22 protein-coding genes and 1 riboswitch are annotated in these 24550 nt (G+C 59.5%); of the genes, 9 read left to right on the forward strand and 13 right to left on the reverse strand.

Annotation, left to right across the window (positions count from 1 at the left end; translation table 11 throughout):
• Window positions 1-8: 8 nt before the first annotated feature.
• Window positions 9-1226: an ergothioneine biosynthesis protein EgtB gene (egtB, locus tag SynA1560_RS00950; RefSeq protein ID WP_186500943.1), complete on the reverse strand. Its 1218-nt coding sequence runs from the start codon at window positions 1224-1226 to the stop codon at window positions 9-11.
• A gap of 93 nt (window positions 1227-1319) precedes the next feature.
• Between egtB and SynA1560_RS00955 the strand changes: the two genes are divergently transcribed.
• On the forward strand, window positions 1320-3389 hold the full coding sequence (locus SynA1560_RS00955) for a protein kinase (protein WP_255477111.1): 2070 nt from the start codon (window positions 1320-1322) through the stop codon (window positions 3387-3389).
• Window positions 3390-3398: 9 nt separating this feature from the next.
• Here SynA1560_RS00955 and smpB read toward each other — a convergent pair whose 3' ends face one another.
• Complete coding sequence (smpB, locus tag SynA1560_RS00960) at window positions 3399-3893, reverse strand: SsrA-binding protein SmpB (protein WP_186469880.1); 495 nt, start codon at window positions 3891-3893, stop codon at window positions 3399-3401.
• Between the two features lie 65 nt (window positions 3894-3958).
• On the opposite strand from smpB, the gene ruvB reads away from it, so the two are divergent.
• The 6 genes from ruvB (at window position 3959) to thiC (ending at window position 9450) form a co-directional block, all read left to right on the forward strand.
• Window positions 3959-5041 (forward strand): Holliday junction branch migration DNA helicase RuvB, encoded by a 1083-nt coding sequence (ruvB, locus tag SynA1560_RS00965; protein ID WP_186500945.1) that lies wholly within the window; start codon window positions 3959-3961, stop codon window positions 5039-5041.
• The gene (locus SynA1560_RS00970; RefSeq protein ID WP_186501528.1) at window positions 5038-5832 is read left to right on the forward strand and encodes a tetratricopeptide repeat protein; all 795 of its coding nucleotides are present in this window, start codon (window positions 5038-5040) and stop codon (window positions 5830-5832) included. The genes ruvB and SynA1560_RS00970 overlap by 4 nt, the downstream gene beginning before the upstream one ends.
• Window positions 5829-7004 carry an amidohydrolase gene (locus tag SynA1560_RS00975; RefSeq protein WP_186500946.1) on the forward strand — a complete coding sequence of 392 codons (1176 nt, stop codon included), beginning with the start codon at window positions 5829-5831 and terminating at the stop codon, window positions 7002-7004. The genes SynA1560_RS00970 and SynA1560_RS00975 overlap by 4 nt, the downstream gene beginning before the upstream one ends.
• Window positions 7001-7231: a DUF3188 domain-containing protein gene (locus SynA1560_RS00980; RefSeq protein ID WP_186500947.1), complete on the forward strand. Its 231-nt coding sequence runs from the start codon at window positions 7001-7003 to the stop codon at window positions 7229-7231. The genes SynA1560_RS00975 and SynA1560_RS00980 overlap by 4 nt, the downstream gene beginning before the upstream one ends.
• Before the next feature lie 4 nt (window positions 7232-7235).
• Complete coding sequence (locus SynA1560_RS00985; RefSeq protein WP_186469884.1) at window positions 7236-7862, forward strand: HEAT repeat domain-containing protein; 627 nt, start codon at window positions 7236-7238, stop codon at window positions 7860-7862.
• 32 nt (window positions 7863-7894) lie between these two features.
• Window positions 7895-8003, forward strand: a riboswitch (TPP riboswitch).
• A 46-nt stretch (window positions 8004-8049) separates the two neighbouring features.
• On the forward strand, window positions 8050-9450 hold the full coding sequence (gene thiC, locus SynA1560_RS00990) for a phosphomethylpyrimidine synthase ThiC (RefSeq protein WP_186500948.1): 1401 nt from the start codon (window positions 8050-8052) through the stop codon (window positions 9448-9450).
• Window positions 9451-9588: 138 nt separating this feature from the next.
• On the opposite strand, the gene SynA1560_RS00995 is transcribed toward thiC, so the two are convergent.
• From SynA1560_RS00995 to acpP, 8 genes are all read right to left on the reverse strand, one after another.
• The gene (locus tag SynA1560_RS00995; RefSeq protein WP_186500949.1) at window positions 9589-11226 is read right to left on the reverse strand and encodes a hypothetical protein; all 1638 of its coding nucleotides are present in this window, start codon (window positions 11224-11226) and stop codon (window positions 9589-9591) included.
• Between the two features lie 14 nt (window positions 11227-11240).
• Complete coding sequence (locus SynA1560_RS01000) at window positions 11241-13253, reverse strand: hypothetical protein (RefSeq protein ID WP_186500950.1); 2013 nt, start codon at window positions 13251-13253, stop codon at window positions 11241-11243.
• An 8-nt stretch (window positions 13254-13261) separates the two neighbouring features.
• Window positions 13262-14200 (reverse strand): UDP-glucuronic acid decarboxylase family protein, encoded by a 939-nt coding sequence (locus tag SynA1560_RS01005; protein ID WP_186500951.1) that lies wholly within the window; start codon window positions 14198-14200, stop codon window positions 13262-13264.
• A gap of 8 nt (window positions 14201-14208) precedes the next feature.
• The gene (locus SynA1560_RS01010; RefSeq protein ID WP_186500952.1) at window positions 14209-14901 is read right to left on the reverse strand and encodes a glycosyltransferase family 2 protein; all 693 of its coding nucleotides are present in this window, start codon (window positions 14899-14901) and stop codon (window positions 14209-14211) included.
• Window positions 14901-15323 (reverse strand): GtrA family protein, encoded by a 423-nt coding sequence (locus SynA1560_RS01015; RefSeq protein WP_186500953.1) that lies wholly within the window; start codon window positions 15321-15323, stop codon window positions 14901-14903. The genes SynA1560_RS01010 and SynA1560_RS01015 overlap by 1 nt, the downstream gene beginning before the upstream one ends.
• Before the next feature lie 70 nt (window positions 15324-15393).
• Entirely contained in the window at window positions 15394-17403 is a 2010-nt protein-coding gene (gene tkt / locus SynA1560_RS01020; protein ID WP_186500954.1) for a transketolase, read from the reverse strand.
• A gap of 86 nt (window positions 17404-17489) precedes the next feature.
• Window positions 17490-18737 (reverse strand): beta-ketoacyl-ACP synthase II, encoded by a 1248-nt coding sequence (gene fabF / locus SynA1560_RS01025; protein ID WP_186500955.1) that lies wholly within the window; start codon window positions 18735-18737, stop codon window positions 17490-17492.
• A gap of 11 nt (window positions 18738-18748) precedes the next feature.
• Entirely contained in the window at window positions 18749-18991 is a 243-nt protein-coding gene (gene acpP / locus SynA1560_RS01030) for an acyl carrier protein (protein ID WP_066910276.1), read from the reverse strand.
• Window positions 18992-19142: 151 nt separating this feature from the next.
• Between acpP and psaC the strand changes: the two genes are divergently transcribed.
• Entirely contained in the window at window positions 19143-19388 is a 246-nt protein-coding gene (psaC, locus tag SynA1560_RS01035; protein ID WP_006850103.1) for a photosystem I iron-sulfur center protein PsaC, read from the forward strand.
• Between the two features lie 65 nt (window positions 19389-19453).
• On the forward strand, window positions 19454-21358 hold the full coding sequence (glmS, locus tag SynA1560_RS01040; protein ID WP_186500956.1) for a glutamine--fructose-6-phosphate transaminase (isomerizing): 1905 nt from the start codon (window positions 19454-19456) through the stop codon (window positions 21356-21358).
• Here glmS and rfbB read toward each other — a convergent pair.
• The 3 genes from rfbB to rimM all read right to left on the reverse strand — a co-directional run bounded on the left by rfbB (window position 21345) and on the right by rimM (window position 24537).
• The gene (gene rfbB, locus SynA1560_RS01045; RefSeq protein WP_186500957.1) at window positions 21345-22475 is read right to left on the reverse strand and encodes a dTDP-glucose 4,6-dehydratase; all 1131 of its coding nucleotides are present in this window, start codon (window positions 22473-22475) and stop codon (window positions 21345-21347) included. The genes glmS and rfbB overlap by 14 nt on opposite strands.
• Window positions 22475-23944: a mannose-1-phosphate guanylyltransferase/mannose-6-phosphate isomerase gene (locus SynA1560_RS01050; protein WP_186500958.1), complete on the reverse strand. Its 1470-nt coding sequence runs from the start codon at window positions 23942-23944 to the stop codon at window positions 22475-22477. Before SynA1560_RS01050 ends, rfbB begins: the two co-directional genes overlap by 1 nt.
• 65 nt (window positions 23945-24009) lie before the next feature.
• Window positions 24010-24537, reverse strand: a complete 528-nt coding sequence (rimM, locus tag SynA1560_RS01055) for a ribosome maturation factor RimM (protein ID WP_186500959.1) — start codon at window positions 24535-24537, stop codon at window positions 24010-24012.
• Window positions 24538-24550: the final 13 nt, after the last annotated feature.

Below are 24550 nucleotides of genomic sequence, written 5' to 3' on the forward strand. Positions count from 1 at the left end.
GGGGGTGGTCATCGCGCCAGACGTAGACCTGCGGCCATCCACCGGCTCACTGGGGGGAAGAAGTTTCGGTAGGTGTCGCGGGCATGTCCAGGGGGGGTGAGCCGGCTGCTGCCACGCAGCACGAACTGGGAGGTCATGAATTTGCCGTTGTATTCGCCAACAGCCCCGGCCGCGGGATGAAACCCGGGATAGGGCCGATAGGGGCTGGCGGTCCATTGCCATAGCTGGCCATGGCTCTGGAGCAGGTTTTCTCCATGCTGAACCCTGGCGAATTCCCATTCTGCTTCGTTGGGTAACCGTGCCCCGGCCCAACGGGCAAAGGCATCAGCTTCGAACCAGCTGAGGTGACGCACTGGCCGGTGATCCTCTAGTGGGCGTCGGCTTCCCAGAGTGAATTCCCAGCGCCAGGGCCCCTCTCCATTGCGATCCCGCCGCCAGTAGCGGGGTGCTTGCCAGCCCCGGCGTTGGCACTCCGCCCACCCCTCGCTCATCCACAGGTCTGGGCGGCGGTAACCACCGTCGTCGATGAAGCGGCGATAGGCCCCGTTGCTCACCAGCCGATCGGCGATGGCAAAGGGGTCGAGCCAGGTGCGGTGGCGTGGTCCTTCGTTATCGAAATGGAAGCTATCCCCTTGGTGGCCCACCTCCACCAGCCCTCCCCGGCAGTGCAGCCAGGGACCATGGAGGTCGTCGGCGCAGGTCGGGCCGCTGTCAGGCAGATCCTCATCTTGCTCACACCAGTCGTCGCGATAGGCGGGCTCCAGGGGTTGCCGGCTGAAGCCATCGAGTAGATCCATCAGGAGCAACTCCTGATGCTGCTGCTCGTGCTGCAGTCCCAGCTCCACCAGCTCCCGCCAGGGGCCATCGGCGTGATGCACTAGCAGCGTCTCCAGGGCCTGGGTAACCCGTTGTCTCCAGGCCGCAACGTCGGCCATGGGTGGTCGGCTGAGGAGGCCTCGCTGCGGCCGCGGCTGGCGAGGACCGACCGTGTCGTAATAGGAATTGAACAGGTAGCTCCAGCGGGGATCTGCCGGTGTGTAATCCGGCTGATGGGGCTTCAACACGAAGGTTTCAAAAAACCAGGTGGTGTGGGCTAGGTGCCATTTAGGCGGGCTGGCATCGGCCATGCCCTGCAGATTGAGGTCCTCTGCGTCGAGCGGAGCGATCAAGGCTTCGCTGGCCTGACGCACCTCCAACAGTCGATCCAGGAGGGAGCCAGCGGCCATGGGATGGAGTCGTACCCGAGTGACCCTAGGGAGATCCTCAGCAAGTTCAGCGAGACACTGCCCTTAGCATCAGCCATCTCTGCAGCCCCATTCGTGATCGGCACGTTGTTGGCTGAGCGGTATCGCCTGGATCGGTGTTGCTCCAACGATCCTGATCGATCGGATGCTGTGCTCTGGCGTGCTGCCGACCAGATGGCCGGGGATACGGCTGTGGCACTCAGGCAGTTGAAAACTGATGCGGCTCAGCAGCGATTTCGCCAGTTGTGGCCAGCGATCCAGTCGGTGCTGCATCCTCAGATTCCTCGCTTTGGAGGGCTGATCGAGTCCCACGACAGCTTCTGGCTGGTGCGCGAGTGGCAGGAGGGGTCGACCCTCCACCAGATCCAGGAGCAGCGGCTTCAGCGCCAGCTGGTGTTTGGTGCTGGTGAGGTGCTGCTCTTGATGCGTCAACTGCTCTCACCTCTGGCGGTGCTTCACGGCCATGCGCTGGTGCACGGCGACATCAATCCCCGCAATCTCCTGCGCCGCGATCAGGACGGGTTGCCGGTGCTGCTCGATTTCGGACTGTTGCAGCGCTCTGGAGCCCAGCCCCTCGAGGGTGCCTCAGCGAGCTACGCCCCGCGAGCGCAAGGCCGGCGGGAACCGGCTGCGGCCTGGATGGATCTTCATGGGCTCGGGGTGACGGCGCTCACCATGCTCACCGGGCGGCCGCCGGAGCAGTTATTGGATGCCGAAGGTCTCCACTGGAGCGCGCCCGCTGATCTTGAACTGGACCCCCCCTACCGCCAAGTGCTGGAGCGTTTGCTGTCGGAGCAGCCGGACCAGCGCTTTGATGAAGCCTCTGAAGCCCTCCGCGCTCTCCAGACGGTAACGATGCCTGAATCGACGGGGCCGCAGCCCCGCGCCGATCGCACCGTGGTGTTGGCCCCTGTGGTGGCGGCCGATCCCGACCCTGAATCCATCGCAGCCCACTCACCGGATCTGCCGACGTTCACGCCGCCAGCCAGGCAGGCCTCGCGCCGCCGCCCGCGGGCGGAGGAACGTCAACAGGCAGCGGAAGGACGCCTCTGGCCTGTGGTGGCTGCCTTGCTGATCTCGGCTTTGTTGGGGACGGCCATTGGTTGGTTTCTGCTCAGCAGGGGTAAATCACCGGCTGAGGCGCCTTCCACCGATCGTGATCTGATCGGTCGTGGGGCCACCAGCCTGCCCCCCGCTGAGGTGGATCAACGACAGCAGTTGCTCAGTCGTCTGCGGGCGTTGCAGGTGGATCGCAGTTGGTTCCTGCAACTGGTGGATGCCAGCCTGATGGCCCGTTTCCCCGAGCGTGGTGGTCGCCTGCCCAGTGATTCCCTCGACGATGCCCCACTTCGGCGGGTCTGGAATGACCTGGCCGATGAGTGGCTGGCTCGGGTGGAACAACTGCCGCCCGCCCTGCGCAGTCGCCTGGGTCAGCTCAAACCTGCCGACTGGCAAAGTCAGCGACAGGCCTTGGTCGATCAAGGGGTGAACGCCAGGGTGGTGGAGCAACTTGTGAGTGCTTCAGCCCAAGCGCTGTTGCCGGGTGCACCGGCAGGGGTCAAACCGCCGGAGCCTTACCGGCAGCTCTGGATTGCTGCGGCGTTGCGCAGCCTGGAGGACGTGCAGATTGAAACCGTGAAGGCCCGGCAGCTCACGCCCACGGTGCTCACCAGCCGGGTGCCTGCAGGTGGGGCACGATTGATTTCAATTGCGGTGCCGGCCGGGCGCCGTCTGGTGCTTGGCATCAATGGCACCCCACTGATGCAGATGACGGTCTTTGCAGCCGACGGTGCAGTGATGGCGGACCGTGGACCGCTTCGGGTGGTCACCCTTCCGGTCGAGGCGGGATCACCGGTGCAGGTGCTCGTCACCAACGACGGTGTGTCCTCGGGACTGCTGACGCTGTCTTGTCGTGCCGATCTGCCGGGATCACAACCGTTGCCGGAGGTGGACCTGGATCCGATTCCAGACCCGGCCACCGGCGTGCAGGGCCCTGTCGAGGCGCTTCCGGAACCGCCCGGTCCGAAGCCGGCGGGTGTGGAGGAGCCTCCGACTCAGTCCGATGCATCTGGCGAAGCTGTAGAGCCCAGTGCACCTCAGACTCTGCCGGCACCGGCTGGCATCGCTTCACCGCCGCCGCCCTAAGCGCATCGCTTAGTAACGGGCGATGGCGGCCCGGGTTTCTTTCTTAATCTGCTTGTCTTTTTCGGCGGCGCGCTTGTCGTGCAGCTTGCGGCCTTTACCAAGGCCAATTGTCAGCTTGATCCAGGAGCCCTGCAGGTGCATGTTCAGCGGGATCAGCGTTAACCCCTTCTGATCCAGCTGACCGCGCAATTTGTCGATCTCCCGGCGATGCGCCAGCAGCCGCCGCACTCGGAGGGGGTCGTGGTTGTAGTAGCCGCTGGCGTGGGTGTGAGGGGAGATATGCACGTTGTGCAGTTGCAGCTGGCCGTTGCGGATCAGACAAAAGCCATCGCGCAGGTTGGCCTGACCGGCCCGGATCGACTTCACCTCGGTCCCCACCAGCTCAATGCCGGTTTCTAGGGTTTCGAGGATGTCGTATTGGTGCCTGGCCAGCCGGTTGTCCGCCAGTAGGCGATTGGCGGCAGCCCGCGCTGCTGCGTTCTTTTTGCCTCCACCCTTGGCCATGGACCGTTCGGCTCCTCAGCCGCTTGATTCCCCGACCCTATCCAGGGCTCGGTACCCTTCCAACCATGGCGATCGTTTCTTCCAACGCCGCAGCCCCACGCCCCCGGCCGGAACGGCCGACTAGCCGGGTCGTGGATGGTGCCCGGCAAGCCGGAGACGATCTGGATCCAACGGCGGCCCCCGGTCGCGATGACGGCCTCAGACCACGCCGTTTGGACGATTACATCGGTCAGCGCGAGCTCAAGCAGGTGCTCGGTATCGCCGTGCAGGCGGCCCTCGGTCGTGGTGATGCGCTTGATCACGTGCTGCTCTACGGACCGCCGGGTCTCGGCAAAACCACCATGGCCATGGTGTTGGCCGAAGAATTGGGGGTGAACTGCCGCATCACCAGTGCTCCTGCTCTGGAGCGCCCCCGTGACATCGTTGGCTTGCTGGTGAATTTGCAGCCTCAGGAGCTGTTGTTCATCGATGAGATTCACCGGCTCAGTCGGGTGGCAGAAGAACTGCTCTATCCCGCGATGGAAGATCGGCGCTTGGATCTCACCGTGGGTAAGGGCAGCACCGCCCGAACCCGTGCCCTTGAGCTGCCTCCCTTCACTCTGGTGGGAGCCACCACCCGGGCCGGTGCGCTCAGCTCGCCGCTGCGCGATCGCTTCGGTTTGATTCAGCGGTTGGAGTTCTACGGATTGGACGACCTGCAGGCAATTGTGGAGCGGGCTGCGGGACTGCTGGAGTTAGACCTCAGCCCTGAGGCCTGTGCTGAGATCGCCCGCCGCTGCCGGGGCACGCCGCGGATTGCCAATCGTTTGCTTCGGCGGGTCCGTGACGTGGCCTGTGTGCGTGAGTGCACCGGCTGCATCGATCGCGACCTGGTGGATGAGGCCCTCACACTGCACCGGGTGGATCAAAAGGGCCTGGATGCCAGTGATCGCAGGCTGCTCGAGCTGCTGATCCAGTCCCATGGCGGTGGCCCTGCAGGGTTAGACACCCTGGCGGCAGCCCTCGGAGAAGATCCCACCACGTTGGAATCCGTGGTGGAGCCCTATCTGCTTCAGCTCGGCTTTCTGCAGCGCACACCGCGCGGACGGGTGGTGACGGACGCGGGGCGATGTCATCTTGGCTGGCCGGATCAGGAGGCAGCGGCATGAACTGGCGGAGACAGCTGATCGCATGGTTTCTGCCGGTGCTGCTGCTGGCGTCCTGGCCTCCAACGGCGGCCTGGGCGGCAGCGGACGATCTGCCAACCCTGTTCGATCGCGCCCTGGCCCTCAGCCGACAAGGCGATCCTGAGCAGGCGCTGCCGATCTGGGATCAGGTGCTCGACCTCGCTCCCAGGGATGCGGCGGCCTGGAGCAATCGCGGCAATGTGCGCTTGATGCTCGGGGATCCGGAGGGGGCGATTGCAGATCAGACCCGCTCCATTGAATTGGCTCCCGATGACGCTGACCCGCATCTGAACCGCGGGACCGCGGAAGAAGCCCTGCAGCGCTGGCCCGAGGCCGCGGCGGATTACGACTGGATTCTCAATCGTGATCCGAGCGATGCGTCGGCGCTTTACAACCTTGGCAATGTGCGTGGTTCGGAAGGCGACTGGCGGGAAGCCCAGCGTCTCTACCGCCTGGCTGCCGATGCCAGGCCGGGTTTTGCCATGGCCCGTTCCAGTGATGCCTTGGCTCTGTATCAGCTGGAGGATCTTCAGGAAGCCGAACGCCAGCTGCGCAATCTGATCCGTCGGTATCCCCTGTTTGCCGATGCCCGCGCTGCCCTTAGTGCTCTGCTCTGGCGCGTGGGTTCCCGCGGTGAAGCCGAAAGTCATTGGGCGGCAGCTGCTGGATTGGATCCCAGCTACCGCGATGCTTCCTGGCTGGCACAGGTGCGCCGCTGGCCGCCAGGCCCGATTGCGGATCTTGAGCGCTTTCTTGCGCTGGAGGAGGCATGACGACCCTCGCTCCGTCTTGGTCCGAGCGACTGACCCAGCTGCTGCCGGAGTTGATCGAGTTCCGGCGTCATCTGCATGCCCATCCGGAACTCAGCGGTGAGGAACATCAGACAGCAGCGCTGATTGCCGGTGAGCTGCGCGAGGCCGGTTGGCGAGTGCGTGAGGGGGTGGGACGAACCGGTGTTGTGGCGGAGCTGGGGCCTGGGCAAGGGCCAACAGTCGGCCTGCGGGTCGACATGGATGCGTTACCGATTGAGGAACGCACCAAACTTCCTTATGCATCCGTTCGCCAGGGCGTGATGCACGCCTGTGGGCACGACCTGCACAGCACCGTTGGCGTGGGTGTGGCGCGACTGCTGGCTGCTGAAGCGTCGTTGCCCTTTGGTATCCGTCTGCTGTTTCAACCGGCGGAGGAGATTGCCCAGGGTGCGCGCTGGATGCGTGAAGCCGGAGCCGCGGATGGTCTGGCCGGCCTGTTCGGGGTGCACGTGTTCCCCTCGTTGCCTGTGGGCAACATCGGCGTGCGCTGCGGCAGCCTCACTGCCGCTGCCGGTGAACTGGAGATTGAAGTGATCGGTGAAGGCGGCCACGGAGCACGACCGCATCAGTCGGTGGATGCGATCTGGATTGCATCCCGAGTGGTTACTGGTTTGCAGGAGGCGATCAGCCGCCGGCTGGATGCCCTGCACCCGGTGGTGGTGAGTTTCGGCCGGATCGAAGGGGGCAAGGCTTACAACGTGATTGCCGATCGCGTCACCCTGCTGGGCACCGTTCGCTGTCTCTGCAGCGATCTGCACGATCGATTGCCCGGCTGGATTGAGGACACGGTGCAGGCCATTTGCTCGACCTTTGGGGCGACGGCCGTGGTGCGTTACCGCTGCATCGCGCCGCCTGTGCACAACGACCCTCGGCTCACGGCGCTGTTGGAACGATGTGCCATCGAGCAGCTGGGATCGGATCAGGTGCTGCGGTTGGAGCATCCATCGCTCGGAGCGGAAGATTTTGCTGAGCTGATTCGCGATGTGCCGGGAATGATGTTCCGCCTGGGAGTGGCAGGTCCCGACGGATGCGCTCCCCTGCACAACGGTCATTTCCTGCCGGATGAGCGTTGTTTGGAGACAGGTATCCGGGTGTTGACCGCTGCGATCCTGGCTTGGGAGCCGGCGTTATGACCCGCCCATCGCGTTTGCCCGTGTCTGTGTTGCTGTCTTTGGCAGCACCGTTGCTTGTGTTGTTGGGCTTGGTTGGCCTGGTTCAGAGGGAGGGGACCGATCGTTGGCAGGCTGTACCTGCCATCCTTGTGGGCTCTGGCCTGGTGATCCATGCGGTCGTGGGTCGCCGGCGCCGGCGCCACAAACTGCTGGTGGCTTTGCGCAGCAGTCGATTCGAGGAGCACTGAGTCCATGGCATCCACACCGCCATCGCCTGCGGATGACGCTCCCGATCTCGACGCGCTGCGCACAGCGATCGGTTCTGGAGACCCCACCCTGGCGATGCCGGCTCTCACCCAGCTGCGCTTCTGCACCGACGAGGAGGCGGTGCCTTTGTTGGTGTTGGGTAGTGAGCAGGAGGCCTTCCTGGTGCGTTCCCTGAGTTGCAGCGGGCTGGGTTACAAGCGCACGGAGCAGGGTTGGTCGGTGCTGGAGAAGCTGCTGCGCAATGACAATGACAGCAACGTGCGAGCTGAAGCCGCCAATTCCTTAGCCAGTTATGGCGTGGAGCGGGCCTGGCCGCTGCTGAAGGCGGCGTTCCTGGCCGATGACGCTTGGCTGGTGCGCTGCAGCATCCTCTCGGCTCTAGCGGAGCAGCCCCAGATCAACCTGGGTTGGTTGTTGGACCTTGCCTCCGTCGCCATCACCGATGCCGATGGCACCGTGCGGGTCAGTGGCGCCGAGATCCTGGGCCGGATTGTGCGTGAGGGCCGGGATCAACCGGTCGGTGAGCAGGCGCGGACGTTGTTGCGGCCCTTGCAGCAGGACGGCGACCATCGGGTGGTGGCGGCGGCACTGAACGGCTTGCAAGCGACCTGACCCCTCCACTGTCGGAACGCTTGCTACGGTTCAAACACCACTAGGGGTGCCTGAGGTCGTTCGCGGCCGGAAGGGCTGAGATCACACCCTCCGAACCTGATCCGGGTCATGCCGGCGCCAGGGAAGTGACCACATGTGATCCGCGGCTGATCGGCCGGCTCCTGGCAGTCCATTTGCTGAACGGATCATGCGTACTTCCTGGGTTGAGTCCCGTCGTGGACAAGCCAACGTGTCGCAGATGCACTTCGCCCGGCAGGGTGTGGTGACCGAGGAAATGGCCTTTGTGGCCCATCGGGAGAACCTGCCTGAATCGCTGGTGATGGAGGAGGTGGCTCGGGGCCGGATGGTGATCCCCGCCAACATCAACCACGGCAATCTGGAACCGATGGCGATCGGCATCGCCAGCAAGTGCAAGGTGAACGCCAACATCGGTGCCTCCCCTAATGCCTCTGACGCCGAGGAGGAGGTAAAGAAGCTGAAGTTGGCGGTGAAGTACGGCGCGGACACGGTGATGGATCTCTCCACCGGCGGTGTGAATTTGGATGAGGTGCGCACTGCGATCATCAACGCCTCCCCGGTGCCCATCGGCACCGTGCCCGTGTATCAAGCACTCGAGAGCGTGCATGGTTCGATCGAACGTCTGTCGGAAGACGACTTCCTGCACATCATCGAGAAGCACTGCCAACAGGGCGTCGACTACCAGACCATCCATGCGGGTCTGCTGATTGAGCACCTGCCCAAAGTGAAGGGCCGGATCACCGGCATCGTCAGCCGTGGCGGCGGCATCTTGGCCCAATGGATGCTGTATCACCACAAGCAGAATCCGCTCTACACCCGCTTCGACGACATCTGCGAGATCTTCAAGCGCTACGACTGCACCTTCTCGTTGGGTGATTCCCTTCGTCCTGGCTGTCAGCACGATGCCTCCGATGCTGCACAGCTGGCTGAGCTGCACACCTTGGGTGAGCTGACGCGCCGCGCTTGGAAGCACGACGTGCAGGTGATGGTGGAGGGCCCTGGCCATGTGCCCATGGATCAGATCGAGTTCAACGTGAAGAAGCAGATGGAGGAGTGCAGCGAAGCACCCTTCTATGTGCTGGGCCCCCTGGTGACCGACATCGCGCCTGGTTACGACCACATCACCTCCGCCATCGGTGCCGCCATGGCCGGCTGGCATGGCACAGCGATGCTCTGCTACGTGACGCCCAAGGAGCACCTGGGTCTGCCCAATGCCGACGATGTGCGTGAAGGACTGATCGCTTACAAGATTGCCGCTCATGCGGCTGATATCGCCCGTCATCGCCCTGGTGCGCGGGATCGTGACGATGAGCTGAGCCGTGCCCGCTACGCCTTCGACTGGAACAAGCAGTTCGAGCTGTCCTTGGATCCAGAGCGGGCTAAGGAGTATCACGACGAGACTCTGCCGGCCGACATCTATAAGCAGGCGGAGTTCTGCTCGATGTGTGGTCCCAAGCACTGTCCGATGCAGACCAAGATCACCGATGAAGATCTTGAAGGTCTGGAGAAGGTGCTGGAGACCAAGGGTGGTGCCGAGCTTGCCGGCGTGAAGATGGACAAGGCTGATTAATTAGCCTTTGATGCTCACGATTCGCCTCTCATCAACAGCCGGAGTGAGTCTTGGCGGCTTCACTCTCAAAATCTACGCTTATGAGAGATTTTGTGATTGCCAATGGCCTTGCACATTGATTGTTCCGAGGCGAATTGATTAAGGCTCCAGCAAATAGATGGACTTCTGTCGAAACTCGCCAACTTTTTTGAGCTGTCGTTTGCCTGGTTTAAGCAATTGAACAAGCTCAGGGATTTTGTATTCGTCAATAAAGTACTGGTTGATGCCTTCCCTTTGGAGATACTCAATCGCTTGGTTTTGGGATTCCGAATTAGCGTCGAGTAGTTTTGCGGTAGGCAATCCATAGTAATAGAAAAAATATGACCCAATGTCTGCTGCCCAGATAACACTATTTTCTCTGTCAATTCCTACCAGCGGATTGTCCGTTGGTTGTGTAATGTTTGATTGAGAAAAGGTTTGGAGCATAATGATGATGCTCGATAACGCCATCACCATGGTTCTGATGTGATCACTCCACTGGGCGAGGGCCTTATGGCGCGAGACTTGACCGAGAGGAGTAGTGTTCACTTTATCAACATCGCTGCAGCAGACAAGTGTTGATGTGAAGATCACTTGGCAAGCCAGGTAGTGAGGCAGAAAGACGATCTTCGCGGTTGAGAGAAGCAGTAGAAGGATAAGGCTTCCCCAACCTGTGAACATGATCGCTGACAACTTCAAGCAGGCATGATTGTGTTTCGAGAGTCGTCCACTGCCCATCAGTTTGATGAGCGTGATCCCGACCAGACCGCTACAGATGAGCAGGAGGATGAGCCCATCTCCGTTGCCGAGCTTGCTGTAATTGGAGAGGATGATCTCCGGATTGTCCGTGAGCCGAGTGTCTTTGGGTGTGTAGGTGGTGACGAAAGCTGAGCCTGTATTCACCGCATTGAAGTAGAAGTTTGCCAGCGTTCCGGGTAAGAGACTGAGGGTGCCCCATCCGATTGTGCGAATGAGTGCTCTTGGTGGAACTGGCTTAGAGAGCGCTATAAGTCCAATGGCTAGAAATCCTGCAAACCAGAAAAAGAGATTGCCTGGCCTAATCGTGATTGAAAAACCGAGAAGAAGGCCCAGAATGGTGCTTAGAATTGATAGGTTTCGAGTTTTTGTCTCTGGGCTTTTGGCATAAGCCAAGGCCATCTCTGCGGATATATAAGCGATCAAGATGCTGGGTGCTAGGGAATCACTTCTTGGCCAGAAGATTTGGATGGTGTTGATCAGAATGAGTGTGTTGAAAGTTCTGAAGACTTGAACCAGTGGACTCTTCTCTCGGTTGAGCTTGAAAATTCCCAGAGTCGTTGCAATGGAAAGACTCCCAATCGCCAGCCATCGCCGTTCGTATTCCTCAGGAAAGAGGCTCATCAGCCAGCCGGTTCCGAAGGGGTATTGAATAATCAGCTTGTTACTGGATGGTCTGTAGTGATGGCAATGGGGTGCCACCATCTGGAACCAATCCTTCGGATTTAATTCGGTGGATTGTGCCCAGCGTTTGAGATGTTGGTATGCCTTATCTTGTAGATCAGTATTAAAGCCATCTAGCGGATGGTTGGCCTGTCGAAAGAGCCTCGCTTGTCTGGCGTAACCAAATGGATCGCAACCTCCAATTTCGTACTGACTGCTTCCGATACTCGTGCAGGCATGGAACTGAACCAAAAGAAGTATGACTGAACAAGTGATTCCAAAAATATGAGAAACGGATTTATGTTTAGCAAAATTATGGATTATTTCGGATGCCACCATGCCTCTTTGTGTTGTTATTGAACAAGATTTGTCACGCTTTGGCCTTCAAAGACTCCATTGTCTAAGTTGATTGTCCAGGTGTACCGTATTCTTTCGATTGGATTTGTATCATCGATCAACAGTTTGTTTTTCTTGATTCTTGCGTCTGTTATGGAATAATTTGCACGCTCTGCTGGTATTGGTTTTCCGTCTCTAGTCAACAGACGCCATGCTGAGTCGCTCTCATCGCCTTTCGAAATTTGAACCCTGAAAAGCAGATAATTGTTGTCGACTGCGATTTTGACTTGATCATTCGAATAAATGATTTCGCCGGGGCTAAAATTGATGTCTAGATTAATTGGTTTTCCGTCTCGAAATTCTATTTGTCTTAATTTCGATGTGTTTGATATTGTATCAACACTTACAATGCAGCGATTAAGCTCATCAGTCTGAGGTCTTAAGTTATGATATTTACCCGGATTATATAGCGACATCCATGCATAAGCACCGTCTCCTGATGGGTTGCTGTAGGGCCAGTTTTGTTTTGGAAAATGACCACTGTAGCCATTCGCTGTGGAGATTCCAGTGCTGAGTTGGGCGTGCATGGCTAGAACATGGCTGCGCCATTCTGGTCCATTTTCCCATTCCATCCAGAACACATCGCAAGTGCTGTTTGATAGCGCGTCCTGAACTAATCTTTGTTCTTTGCGCCACTCTTTCAGAGAAAAGAATGGTTGATCCACAGCCGTGATGCTGCTGAAGGCAGCTCCATAGCCAAAGAGGAGTGTGAGCGTCCGTCCGGCTAGCGTTTGTATGGTGATCCAGTATGTGCTTGCCAATGCAATGCTTGGTGCTGCAAATAGAACAATCACCATTCCAACGCGGCTTGAAGCTCGAAGTGAGCTTGCTCCTGGCAATGCCTTACTGATGAAAGGCCACAGTGTGAAATCCATGATAGAGATGGATCCAATAATTAAAATGCTCAATGTGAGCATCCAGAGCTTTAGTTCGTGAGAAGTTTTTGCTTTTTTGGTAATAGCTGTAATAGCTGTTGCAACGATCAGAATGATCAAAAGCCATCCTGGGAAAAGTTCTTGCTCTGCACCAGAAATCCACCCTTCTGGTGATTGCCCATGGCTCAAGAGGGGTGGTATGAGCCATTGATCTCTGCTAAAAATCCAACTTGCTGGCTTCGGTAAGTTCGCAAGTATCAGTTCTGACGGGCGTTCGCCAAACGTTTCAAGTGAGTTTAGGTAGGGAGTATAGATAATTAAGTTAAGCGCTATAACTGTCAGAAACGCTGTTGCTGCTCTTTGTAATCGGATTCCTTTTTTGATTCTGAAAGACTTTTTACGTAATCTTCTGGCAACGTGAATGCTGGCACACGCTAATGCGCCATAGCATCCATACACAAAGATATAGATGTTGAAGATTCCGTTGCATAGCAGCCAGAAACCCAGCATCAACCAATCGCTGATGCTGAAATTTTCTGATGGATCTTGGGTGAGCAGATGGTTGCAGAGGACCAGAATTGGACCCATCAGAAACAGGCTTAGCAATTGAGGATGGCTAAGCTGAATTGTTATGGCAGGACTGAAAACGGTGATTAAGGAAACCAGGCTTAGCCAAGCAGGAGTCGTTGCAGGGCTGATGGCCATCAATGCCCGTCGCATCGCTACATAGTTCAGTCCCAGGGTTAAAGACAACCAACCCGCATAGGCTTGATAGGGGTCACGTATGAAAGTACGTAATAGCCCATAAAGCACAGCAGGGCCGATCAGATGGTCGCTCCAAGCGAGAGTGTCTTTCACGGGCCAGAAAAAATTTGGCGACCAAAAATTTTCTGGATTCAATATCTGTCCGTCACGAATATGTTGATAGGCGTGCTCTAGAAAGTAGTGATTCAGAAGCGTGTCTCCTGGATCGGTCTGTAAAAACTCGAGGCCACTTGAGAGCGTTGGCCACAGTGTGATAAGGATCGCTGCAACCGGAATTAACAGCCAATGAACCGTTGTCTTGGCTGGCTTGATCAAAAATTTCAGGGTCATGATGCCGATTAGGCGTTGAGGCTTTTTCGAAACCATTCGATGGTCGGCTTAAGTCCATCTTGGAGTGCGATTTTGGGTTCCCATCCCAGTTCTTTTTGGGCACGCGCGATGATCGGTTGCCGTTGTAATGGGTCGTCCTGCGGAAGTGGCTGGGTAATCAGCTCTAGGTTGGGATTGATCTGATCTCGCACCAGTTCAGCCAGTTGGCGGATGGTGAATTCGCCAGGGTTGCCAATGTTGATGGGACCTGTGTGCTCACCGTTCATCAGGCGAATCATGCCCTCGATCAGATCATCGACATAACAGAAGGATCGGGTCTGGCTGCCATCGCCGTACAGCGTCAGGGGTTGACCTTGGAGAGCTTGCACGATGAAGTTGCTGACCACCCTGCCATCGTCCGGCAGCATCCGAGGCCCGTAGGTGTTGAAAATTCGCATGACACGGATTTCCGTGTCATGCATGCGTTGATAGTCGAAGCAGAGGGTTTCAGCGATGCGTTTCCCCTCGTCGTAACAGCTGCGAATGCCAATGGTGTTGACGCAGCCGCGATAGCTCTCAGGTTGAGGGTGCACCTCAGGATCGCCATAAACTTCGCTGGTGCTGGCCAGCAGCAGACGCGCGCCAACGCGGCGTGCCAGCCCCAGCATGTTGTAGGTGCCAAGGAAACTGGTTTTGGCGGTTTTGATCGGGTTGAACTGGTAGTGCACCGGCGAAGCGGGGCAGGCGAGATGCCAGATCCGATCCACCTCGAGGCGGATCGGATCGGTGACGTCGTGCCGAATCAGTTCAAATCTCGGATGGCCAATCCATGGGGCAATATTGCTTTTTCGTCCTGTGAAATAGTTGTCGAGGCAAATCACTTCTTCGCCTGCTTCCATCAGGCGATCGGTGAGGTGAGAGCCAAGGAAGCCAGCGCCACCAGTGATCAAATTGCGGGTGAGACGCATGGAGGAATTCAACGTTTAGACCAAAGATTGTATTTGAGAATGCAGTAAATCGCCCTGAAGCCGTCTCTCCATCCAATCTTTTTGCCTTCGTCGTAAGTGCGGCCGTAGTAAGAGATGCCCACTTCGTAGATTCGAAGATTCATCTTCGCAACTTTGGCGGTTACTTCAGGCTCGAAACCAAAGCGATTTTCGCGAATATTGATCGATTGAATGACTTCGCGACGGAATGCTTTGTAGCAAGTCTCCATGTCGGAGAGGTTCAGGTCCGTGAAAAAATTGCTCATTAGCGTCAGCACCCCGTTGCCGATGCGGTGCCAAAAATACACGACGCGATGTGGTCTTCCGCTTTGGAAACGGCTTCCGAAAACGACGTCGGCTTTGCCTTCCAGAATTGGCTGGATGACCACCGGAAATTCCTGGGGGTCGTATTCAAGGTCGGCATCCTGCACGATGCAAATGTCTCCCGTTGCTTCCTGAAACCCGGTCCTAAGAGCAGCGCCTTTGCCTTGATTTGCTTTGTGAAAAATAACGCGGACTTCAGGATCGCTTAGTTCACCAAGAATGTCGCGGGTTCCGTCTTTGGAGCCGTCGTCGACAATGATGATTTCTCTATCTTTAACCGGTGATTGTTTAACAGCTGCAATCAACGATAGAATGGTGCTCGACTCGTTGTAGCAAGGGATAATGATGCTTAGCTTCATTATCTGAACACCCAGTATTTTTGTGCGATGAACGATAACACGGCCAGACAGGGGATCAGCCCAGCTGCCACAAGGTTTTTATTGAGTCCAACTGTGGCTCCGAATTCAATCCCGACGGTGTTCAGCAGCCACATGGCTGTCATTAGCAAGATGTAGCGGAGCAGCGGTCGATGGTGGCGGAGCCCTTGGGCTTTGAAAACGATCTTCCCGTATATGGCGTACCCAAGGCAGGTGTTAATCAGCTGGCTGATCAAAGTGGCGGCAGTCACGCTCACGATGCTGCTGGCCAGTAGCACTTGCAATACCAGGTTGGTCAGCAAGACATTGATAATTCCGGCAGCCCCGAAGCGTCGTTTCTGACCATGTTGACGCTTCGGAGTGGATACAAAAGTCCCCCCCTGCTCGATCACAGAAGAGGACATTGATGATGCGTCATCCAAGGTCTGTGAACGAGACGGCAGGGGCTGCTGACTGTTCACAGGCATGTCGTCTTCATCCAAGAAGCGCCTTGGATTTTGCCACAACATTTTCAACGGTGAACCCGAACTCTTTGAGGCAAGTGCCCCCCGGGGCGGAGGCGCCGAAGCGATTCATGGTGACGCTGTCACCATCGAGGCCGATGAAACGGTGCCAGCCGAAGGATTCAGCGGCTTCCACCACGAGGCGCTTGCGCACGGCATTGGGAAGCACGTCTTCCTTGTAGGTGTCGCTCTGCTCGTCGAACAGTTCCACACAGGGCATTGAGACTACGCGGACCTTTTTGCCTTCGGCAGTCAATTGCTTGGCGGCTTGCACGCAAAGGTCGAGCTCGGTGCCGGTGCCGATCAGGATCAGCTCAGGTGTGCCTTCGCAGTCTTCGAGCACGTAGCCGCCCAGGGCCACCTTGTCGATGGAGGAATTGGCTTGGTTGACCATGCCTTGACGGCTGAGGCAAAGGGAGCTGGGGCGCTTGCGGTTCTGGATCGCGAGCTTGTAAGCACCACTGGTCTCGTTGCCGTCGCCAGGACGGAACACCAGCATGTTGGGCATCGCCCGCAGGGAGGGGATGGTCTCGATTGGCTGGTGAGTGGGGCCGTCTTCACCGACGCCGATGGAGTCGTGGGTGAGCACATAGATCACGCCGAGCTCGCTTAGAGCCGAGAGGCGCATGGAGCCACGCATGTAATCGGCGAAGACCAGGAAGGTGCCGCCATAGGGGATCAAGCCGCTGTTGTGATAAGCGATGCCGTTGAGGATGGCCGCCATGGCGTGCTCGCGCACTCCAAAGTGCAGGTAGCGCTTCTCGGGACTGATGGCTTGGTAGGAGCCAGTTTCGCCCTTGATGTCGGTGTAGTTGGAGTGGGTGAGGTCGGCGGAGCCACCGATCAGCTCAGGCAGGTTGGGGCCCAGGGCGCCTAAGCAGATCTGGGAGTGCTTGCGAGTGGCCAGCCCACCGTCTTCGGGGGTGTAGGTGGGCAGATCCTTGTCCCACCCCTCTGGCAGCTCACCGCGCAGCATCCGCTCGAATTCGGCGGCTTCGGAGGGGTATTTGGTGCGGTAAGCAGCGAGAGTTTGGTTCCACTCCGCTTCGAGGCTGGCGCCACGCTCGATGGCCTGACGGAACTGGTCGTAGGCCTCTTGGGGCACCTCGAAGGGACCGTAGTTCCAGTTGAGCTGCTGACGGGTGAGCGCTGCTTCCTCCTCACCCAGGGCGGCACCGTGCACGCCAGCGGTGTCAGCCTTGTTGGGGGAGCCGTAGCCGATGGTGGTCGTCACTTTGATGATCGACGGCTTGTCGGTGACAGCTTTGGCCGCTTCGATCGCCTTGGCGATGGCGTCCACGTCAGTATTGCCCTCGGCCACGTGCTGGACGTGCCAGCCGTAGGCCTCGTAGCGCTTCAACACATCCTCGGTGAAGGACACATCGGTGCGACCGTCAATGGTGATGCTGTTGTCGTCGTAAAGGGCAATCAGCTTGCCCAGTTTCAGGTGGCCAGCTAGGGAAGCAGCCTCAGAGGACACGCCTTCCTGGTTGCAGCCATCACCCATCACCACATAGGTGTAGTGATCCACCACGGTGGCGTCGGCCTTGTTGAACTTGGCGGCCAGGTGGGATTCGGCGATAGCCAAGCCCACAGCGTTGGAGATACCGGCACCGAGGGGTCCTGTGGTCACCTCAACACCAGGGGTTTCGAAGGTTTCGGGGTGACCGGGAGTCTTGGAGCCCCACTGACGGAACTGCTTGATGTCGTCGATGGTCACGGAGTCGTAACCAGTGAGGTGCAGCAGCGCATAGAGCAGCATGCAGCCGTGACCGGCCGACAGCACGAAGCGGTCGCGGTTGAACCACTTGGGATTCTTGGGATTGTGCTTCAGGAACTTGTCCCAAAGGGCGTAACCCATCGGAGCGCAGCCCATCGGCAGGCCGGGGTGGCCACTGTTGGATTTGTTGATGGCATCAACCGCCAGCATGCGGATGCTGTTGATGCAAAGGGTGTCGACAGAAGCGGGCGCAGCGACCATGACGTGGAGGGTGTAATTCGGTAAGGAGTACGAGCAGTCTGAAACAACGGGTCAAGGGCCCTAAGAAACGGGCCAGACCGAAAGATTCAGCTCATGCGTCGGAAGGCGAGGCAGACGTTGTGGCCGCCGAAGCCGAAGGAGTTGGACAACACCGTGCCTAGCTTGAGCTCACGGGCGGTGTTGGGCACGACATCCAGATCACATTCGGGATCGGGATTGGTGTGATTAATCGTGGGGGGCACCACGTGATGCTGGAGAGCCAGCACACAGGCCACCGCCTCGATGCCGCCGGATCCACCCAGCAAGTGACCGGTCATTGATTTGGTCGAGCTCACCGGGATCTGCTGGGCGCGACTGCCGAGAGCGCTTTTGATGGCTGCTGTTTCGTTGCTGTCGTTGGCCGGGGTGCTGGTGCCGTGCGCATTGACGTAGTCGATGCTGTCGGCGCTCAAGCCGCCGTCCTCCAAGGCAAGTCGCATGGCTGTGGCTCCGCCCACGCCACCGGGGGTTGGTGATGTGATGTGGTGGGCATCGCAGGTGGTGCCGTAGCCCACCATTTCAGCCAGGATCGTGGCGCCGCGTGCTTTGGCGTGCTCCAGGGTTTCCAGCACCAGCACGCCGGACCCCTCACCAATCACGAAGCCATCTCGCTCCCTGTCGAAGGGGCGACTGGCGGTAGCGGGATCGTCGTTTCGGAACGACAGGGCTTTGGCACTTGCGAAACCGGCCACGCCCAGCGGGGTGATGGCGGATTCCGCGCCGCCGCAGATCATCACGTCGGCTTTGCCCATCTGCAGCAGACGGAAGGCATCGCCAATGGCATTGGATCCTGCGGCGCAGGCTGTGGCCACCGCGGAGCTGGGACCTTTGGCTCCGAGAGCGATTGCTGCCAGGCCGGTGGCCATGTTGGGGATCATCATCGGCACAGTGAAAGGGCTCACTCGGCCCGGACCCTTACCGTCCAGTACGTGGGCCTGGGTCTCCATGGTGAGCAGTCCGCCCACCCCGGAGCCGATGCTGACGCCAATCCGATCGGCGTTGGCATCGGTGATCGCGAGGCCAGCATCGGCTAGGGCCTGTTTGGCGGCGACGACACCGAACTTGCAGAACCGATCCCAGCGTTTGGCCTCCTTGGGTTCAAGGACGCCACTGGGATCGAAATCCTTGACCTCGGCGGCAAAACGGCAGGCGTGTTGTTCCGCGTCGAACAGGGTGATCGGCGCGACGCCATTGCGGCCTGAGGTGAGGCCAGACCAGTACTCGGCAACGCTGTTGCCGATCGGTGTCACCGCGCCGAGGCCAGTGACCACGACGCGTTGGAGACCCTCCACCATGCTGCCGATCCTCAGGCCTGCTTGTCTTCGATGTACTTGACGGCGTCGCCAACAGTGGCAATGCCTTCAGCGGCTTCGTCGGGGATTTCGATGTCGAAGGCTTCTTCCAGGGCCATCACCAGCTCGACTGTGTCAAGCGAGTCAGCGCCCAGATCGTTCTGAAAATTCGACTCCGGCTTCACTTCGCCGGCGTCAACACTGAGTTGCTCCGCCACGATCGAACGGACTTTTTCGAGGATCGCTTCCTGGGACATGGCCGTGAAGACGGGACGCCGCATCTTACGGGCTGGCCTTATCCCCACCACCTCTCGTCGTTAACAACAGTGACGGCAAAGCGCGAGCTTGGCCTCAGAAGCATTCACCCCGGGTACGTTGACCCCAAGTCCTCTGCACCGAGACGGGTACATGTCCCACGCCGTCAAGATCTACGACACCTGCATCGGCTGCACCCAGTGTGTGCGCGCATGCCCTCTCGACGTTCTCGAGATGGTTCCCTGGGACGGTTGCAAAGCCGGCCAGATTGCGTCTTCGCCCCGCACCGAAGATTGCGTGGGATGCAAGCGCTGTGAAACCGCTTGCCCTACGGACTTTCTCAGCATCCGCGTTTACCTGGGCGACGAAACCACCCGCAGCATGGGTCTGGCGTATTGATCACGCCAATCGGTTTCCTATCCAACAACTCATAAGCTCAGCCCGGCATTGCCGGGCTTTTTTGTATGTGCGGAATCGTTGCGGTGATCGGTTCGCGGGAAGCGGCACCGCTGCTGTTGGAGGGCCTGCGCCAGCTGGAATATCGCGGTTATGACTCCGCAGGCATTGCCACGGTTGATGTTTTAGGGGCCGATGGCTCTAGTGCGCTCCACTGCGTGCGTGCCAAGGGCAAGCTGGTAAATCTCACCGCCAGGGTGGATCAGGAGGGGGCTCCTGGCTTCTGCGGCATTGGCCACACCCGTTGGGCCACCCATGGCAAGCCGGAGGAGCACAATGCCCACCCCCATCGGGATGGATCGGGTCGTGTGGCGGTGGTGCAGAACGGCATCATTGAAAATCACCGGCTGCTCCGCGATGAGCTCACCGCGACGGGGGTCACGTTTCGCTCCGACACCGACACCGAGGTCATTCCGCATCTGGTGTCGGCTGAACTGGAGCGTCGGAGTACCGCCGGAGAGCCTGCGGATGGCAGCACCCTGTTGGCGGCTGTGCAGGCGGTGCTGCCGCGCTTGCAGGGGGCATACGCCCTGGCGGTGCTCTGGGCAGAGGTTCCTGGAGCGTTAGTGGTGGCGCGCAAGGCAGCCCCGCTGCTGATTGGCCTCGGCGAAGGCGAGTTTCTTTGCGCCAGCGATACGCCCGCCCTGGCGGGCTTCACCCGCACCATCCTGCCGATGGAGGACGGCGAAGTGGCGCTGCTGGGGCCGTTGGGCATCGAGCTCTACAACGCTGATGGTGCCCGTCAGCAACGCAGCCCCACACTGCTGAGCGGTCAGGAGCATGTGGCGGACAAGCGGGAGTTCCGTCACTTCATGCTCAAGGAGATTCATGAGCAGCCCGAGACGGCACGGCTGTGGGTGGAACGCCATCTGCCGGAAAGCCTGCCGGCATCCAAGCCCGTGGCGCTGCCCTTCGACGAAGGCTTCTACGCCAATGTTGATCGCATCCAGATTCTCGCTTGCGGCACCAGCCGCCATGCGGCCCAGGTTGGCGCCTATTTACTGGAGCAATTCGCCGGTGTGCCCACCAGCGTGGATTACGCCAGTGAATTCCGCTATGCCCCACCGCCGCTGGCTCCGAACACACTCACCATCGGCGTCACTCAGTCGGGAGAAACCGCCGACACACTGGCGGCCCTGGCCATGGACGCCGAACGACGCCAGGCCCATGGGGATCCGGCCTATGCCCCTCGTCAGCTGGGGGTCACCAATCGTCCGGAAAGCTCCCTGGCACGGCAGGTGACGCACCTGCTCGACATCGGTGCCGGCATTGAAGTGGGAGTGGCTGCCACCAAGACTTTCTTAGGCCAACTGCTGGCCTTCTATGCGTTGGCCCTGGCCTTCGCCGCAAGACGAGGGTCTCGCAGCGGTGCCGAGATCGCTGCCTTAGTGGCGGAGCTGCGTGGTTTGCCTGAGGAGCTCAGCGCCCTGGTGCAGCAGCACGATCAGCGCTCGGAGGCCATGGCCCATCGCTTCGCGGAAACCCAGGATGTGATCTTCTTGGGGCGGGGCATCAACTACCCCATCGCTTTGGAAGGGGCGCTGAAGCTCAAGGAGATCAGTTATATCCATGCCGAGGGTTATCCCGCCGGCGAGATGAAGCACGGGCCGATCGCTCTGCTCGATACTCACGTGCCAGTGATTTCGATCGCTGTGCCGGGCGTGGTGTTCGAGAAGGTGCTGAGCAATGCCCAGGAAGCGAAGGCTCGCGATGCTCAGTTGATCGGCGTGGCACCGATCTGCGCTGACACGGAGCTGTTTGACGAACTGCTGCCGGTGCCGGAGGTGAGCGAGTGGATCAGCCCACTGCTTACCGTAGTGCCAATGCAACTTTTGAGTTACCACATCGCTGCTCACCGGGGCCTTGATGTGGATCAGCCCCGCAATCTCGCTAAGAGCGTCACTGTGGAGTGAGACCTAACCGTTCTCCGGAATAACGAGCGCGTTCTCGGACCTGTTGGCACCAATGCTGATGGTCCACGTACCAGCTGACTGTGGCGGCAAGCCCCTCTTCCATGCTGTGTCGAGGCTGCCAGCCGAGTTCTGAGGTGATGCGGGAGGGGTCTATGGCATATCGCCGATCGTGACCCGGTCGGTCGGTGACTGGCGTGATGAGTTCTGCGTGTGGAGCGTTGTCGGCCTGGAGTTGGTCGAGCTGCTTACAGATTTGGCTCACTACTTGTTTGTTCGTGGCTTCACCGTGTCCGCCGACGCAGTAGCTTCGACCTGATTCGCCTCGACACGCTGCAAGCAGAAGGGCATCGACGTGGTCCTCCACATACAGCCAGTCGCGCACGTTGAGGCCATCTCCATACAAGGGAATGGGCTCTCTTGCTGCTGCTTTGAGTGTGACCACTGGGATCAGTTTCTCTGGGAACTGCCAAGGGCCGTAATTGTTGGAGCAGTTGGTGAGTACGACGGGCAGTCCATAGGTGTGATGCCAGGCTTGCACCAGATGGTCGCTTGCAGCTTTGCTGGCCGAGTAGGGACTGCGAGGGTCATACGGCGTGGTTTCTGAAAAACGACCTTCGGTTCCGAGAGATCCAAAGACCTCGTCCGTGCTGATGTGATGCAGCCGGAAATGGTCTCTGCGCGACCCTCTCAAGCTCTCGTAATGCACGCGCACTGCCTGGAGCAGATTGAAGGTTCCCGTGACGTTGCTTTCAAGAAACACTCCCGGCCCAGAGATCGAGCGGTCGACATGGCTTTCCGCAGCCAAATGCATCACAAGATCTGGGTCTGCTTCGCGGACTGCTCTGTTCACCGCTGCTGCGTTACTGAGATCAACTTGCTGAAATTGATGCCTCCCGGCACCGCCTTTGGGCAGATCGGCCAGCACGCCGTCGATGGAGGTGAGATCGCTCGCGTACCCCATCTTGTCGAGGTTGAAAACGATTGCATCGCTCTCCTGCAGCAGTCGGCGCACGACTGCGCCCCCGATGAAGCCCGCTCCGCCCGTCACCAGAATCCGCTGGCGATGGCCCAACAGCGCTGTTGCGCTGGGGCCGGTTGGTGTTGCCGCAGGATTCATCAGGCGATGTTGAGAGATGGTTCGACCAGGTTGTGATCGCTGCGTCCGTACACATCGTCGAAGCGAACGATGTCGTCTTCGCCGAGGTAAGCACCGCTCTGGACTTCGATCAGTTCCACGGGAATGCGGCCGGGGTTGGTGAGCCGGTGCTTGCAGCCCAGGGGGATGTAGGTGCTCTGGTTCTCGCCGATCAGCTGTGACTCGCCGTCGCGTTCCACCATCGCGGTGCCCTTGACCACAATCCAGTGCTCGGCGCGGTGGTGGTGCATCTGCAAGGACAAACTGGCGCCGGGTTTGACGGAAATGCGTTTCACCTGCCAGCGGCTGTCTTCCACCACGCCGGTGTAGTGGCCCCAGGGTCGGTAGATCTTGCGGTGTGCTTTGCCTTCTGGGCTGCCGTCGGCTTCGAGCTGTTTGACGACGGTCTTCACGTTCTGCGCCTGGCTGCGGTCGGCAATCAGCACAGCATCGTCGGTTTCCACCACCACCAGGTTCTCCACTCCCAGACCCACCACTAGACGGTGCTCACTGCGCAGGTAGCAGTTGCGGCTGCCCTCGCTAATTACACGGCCGCGCAAGACGTTCCCGTCATGGTCGCGATCAGCTGTGTCCCAGAGGGCGCTCCAGCTGCCTACGTCGCTCCAGCCGGCCGAAAGCGGCAAGACCGAGCCCAATTGGGTCTGCTCCATCACGGCCACATCGATGGCCACGTTGGGGCATTTGGCGAAGGCTTCTCGCTCCAGGCGCAGGAAATCAAGATCGGCCATGTCCTGTTCCAGGGCGGCGCGGCAGCAGCTCACCACCTCTGGCGCCAGACGCTCTAATTCCGCAAGCATGGCGCTGGCCTTGAACAGGAACATGCCGCTGTTCCAGGTGAAGCGGCCGCTCTCCAGAAACTGCTCGGCGGTGGCGCGGTCGGGCTTCTCCACAAAGCGAGCGATCGGCACCGGGGTGAGGTCTCCGGCCTCCATGGGGTTGGCGGCTTCGATGTAGCCGTAGCCAGTTTCCGGTGCGGTGGGCACGATGCCGAAGGTCACCAGTCGTCCAGCTTCGGCGGCGCTGCGTCCGGCATCGATGGCGGCTCGGAAGTGCTCCCTATCACGGATGACGTGGTCGGCGGCCAGCACGAGCAGCAGCGGGTCTTCGCCACGGGCTGTGGCTTGCAGAGCGGCGACAGCAACAGCGGGAGCGGTGTTGCGCCCCATGGGTTCCAGCAAGATGGCACCAGGCTCGACGCCGATCTGGCGCATCTGTTCGGCCACGATGAAGCGATGGTCGTCGTTGCAGATCAGCAGTGGTGCTCCAAGGGCCTCGATGCCTTCCAGGCGCTGCTGGGTCTGCTGCAGGAGGGTTTCCTCACCATTGCCGCCCAAGGGCCAATACTGTTTGGGATAGCTGGCGCGTGAGAGGGGCCAAAGGCGTGTGCCGGTGCCGCCGCAAAGAATCACCGGAATCAGAGGGCTCGTCACAGCACGCGCTGGATACAGTGCGTGCCATTCTCCCTCAACTGATCTCCGGCGGCTACTTGGGGGAATCAGAGCTCCAGCAACCCCGGCGGTGGGGTGACAAGCAGCCAGCCGTCGTCGAGGTGCACCTCCGGCACAATCGCCTCGACGAACGGCACCATCAGCGTGCGGCCGTCAGGAGTTTTGATCTCCAGCAGTTCGTTGCCGCCACTGATCAGGTCGCTCACGCTGCCGATCGCTTCCCCATCGGCGCTGAGGCGGGCCTCCAAGCCCACTAAGTCGAGCAGGTGGAACTCGCCCTCCTCCAGTTCGGGCCGATCGTCCGCCGGCACCATCAAACTTTGGCCCACTAAGGCTTCGGCCGCGTCGCGGCTGTCGATTCCGGCGAAGCGCACCACAAACACGCTCTTGCCCGGCAGCTGACGGCCGCTTGTCAGCTCGATTTCCTTCGGCGCCTTGCCCCGGGCTTTCAGCCAGCGGGTGCCGGGCTCCGTGAACCGCTCCGGGAATTCACTGGCGGGGTTGATGCGCAGCTCGCCTTTGAGCCCCTGCACGGCCACCACCTTGCCCACTGGCAGCCAGTCGTCAGCGGTCATGGAAGCAGGAGCA

Origin of the sequence: Synechococcus sp. A15-60 (assembly GCF_014280095.1) — a bacterium.
GTDB lineage: Bacteria > Cyanobacteriota > Cyanobacteriia > PCC-6307 > Cyanobiaceae > Synechococcus_C.

What these genes read in the sequence shown, in the direction of transcription:
- egtB (WP_186500943.1), bottom strand. Translation starts at nt 1,226, where the DNA reads ATGGCCGCTGGCTCCCTCCTGGATCGACTGTTGGAGGTGCGTCAGGCC.
- smpB (WP_186469880.1), bottom strand. Translation starts at nt 3,893, where the DNA reads ATGGCCAAGGGTGGAGGCAAAAAGAACGCAGCAGCGCGGGCTGCCGCC.
- ruvB (WP_186500945.1), top strand. Translation starts at nt 3,959, where the DNA reads ATGGCGATCGTTTCTTCCAACGCCGCAGCCCCACGCCCCCGGCCGGAA.
- SynA1560_RS00970 (WP_186501528.1), top strand. Translation starts at nt 5,038, where the DNA reads ATGAACTGGCGGAGACAGCTGATCGCATGGTTTCTGCCGGTGCTGCTG.
- SynA1560_RS00975 (WP_186500946.1), top strand. Translation starts at nt 5,829, where the DNA reads ATGACGACCCTCGCTCCGTCTTGGTCCGAGCGACTGACCCAGCTGCTG.
- SynA1560_RS00980 (WP_186500947.1), top strand. Translation starts at nt 7,001, where the DNA reads ATGACCCGCCCATCGCGTTTGCCCGTGTCTGTGTTGCTGTCTTTGGCA.
- SynA1560_RS00985 (WP_186469884.1), top strand. Translation starts at nt 7,236, where the DNA reads ATGGCATCCACACCGCCATCGCCTGCGGATGACGCTCCCGATCTCGAC.
- thiC (WP_186500948.1), top strand. Translation starts at nt 8,050, where the DNA reads ATGCGTACTTCCTGGGTTGAGTCCCGTCGTGGACAAGCCAACGTGTCG.
- SynA1560_RS00995 (WP_186500949.1), bottom strand. Translation starts at nt 11,226, where the DNA reads ATGGTGGCATCCGAAATAATCCATAATTTTGCTAAACATAAATCCGTT.
- SynA1560_RS01000 (WP_186500950.1), bottom strand. Translation starts at nt 13,253, where the DNA reads ATGACCCTGAAATTTTTGATCAAGCCAGCCAAGACAACGGTTCATTGG.
- SynA1560_RS01005 (WP_186500951.1), bottom strand. Translation starts at nt 14,200, where the DNA reads ATGCGTCTCACCCGCAATTTGATCACTGGTGGCGCTGGCTTCCTTGGC.
- SynA1560_RS01010 (WP_186500952.1), bottom strand. Translation starts at nt 14,901, where the DNA reads ATGAAGCTAAGCATCATTATCCCTTGCTACAACGAGTCGAGCACCATT.
- SynA1560_RS01015 (WP_186500953.1), bottom strand. Translation starts at nt 15,323, where the DNA reads ATGTCCTCTTCTGTGATCGAGCAGGGGGGGACTTTTGTATCCACTCCG.
- tkt (WP_186500954.1), bottom strand. Translation starts at nt 17,403, where the DNA reads ATGGTCGCTGCGCCCGCTTCTGTCGACACCCTTTGCATCAACAGCATC.
- fabF (WP_186500955.1), bottom strand. Translation starts at nt 18,737, where the DNA reads ATGGTGGAGGGTCTCCAACGCGTCGTGGTCACTGGCCTCGGCGCGGTG.
- acpP (WP_066910276.1), bottom strand. Translation starts at nt 18,991, where the DNA reads ATGTCCCAGGAAGCGATCCTCGAAAAAGTCCGTTCGATCGTGGCGGAG.
- psaC (WP_006850103.1), top strand. Translation starts at nt 19,143, where the DNA reads ATGTCCCACGCCGTCAAGATCTACGACACCTGCATCGGCTGCACCCAG.
- glmS (WP_186500956.1), top strand. Translation starts at nt 19,454, where the DNA reads ATGTGCGGAATCGTTGCGGTGATCGGTTCGCGGGAAGCGGCACCGCTG.
- rfbB (WP_186500957.1), bottom strand. Translation starts at nt 22,475, where the DNA reads ATGAATCCTGCGGCAACACCAACCGGCCCCAGCGCAACAGCGCTGTTG.
- rimM (WP_186500959.1), bottom strand. Translation starts at nt 24,537, where the DNA reads ATGACCGCTGACGACTGGCTGCCAGTGGGCAAGGTGGTGGCCGTGCAG.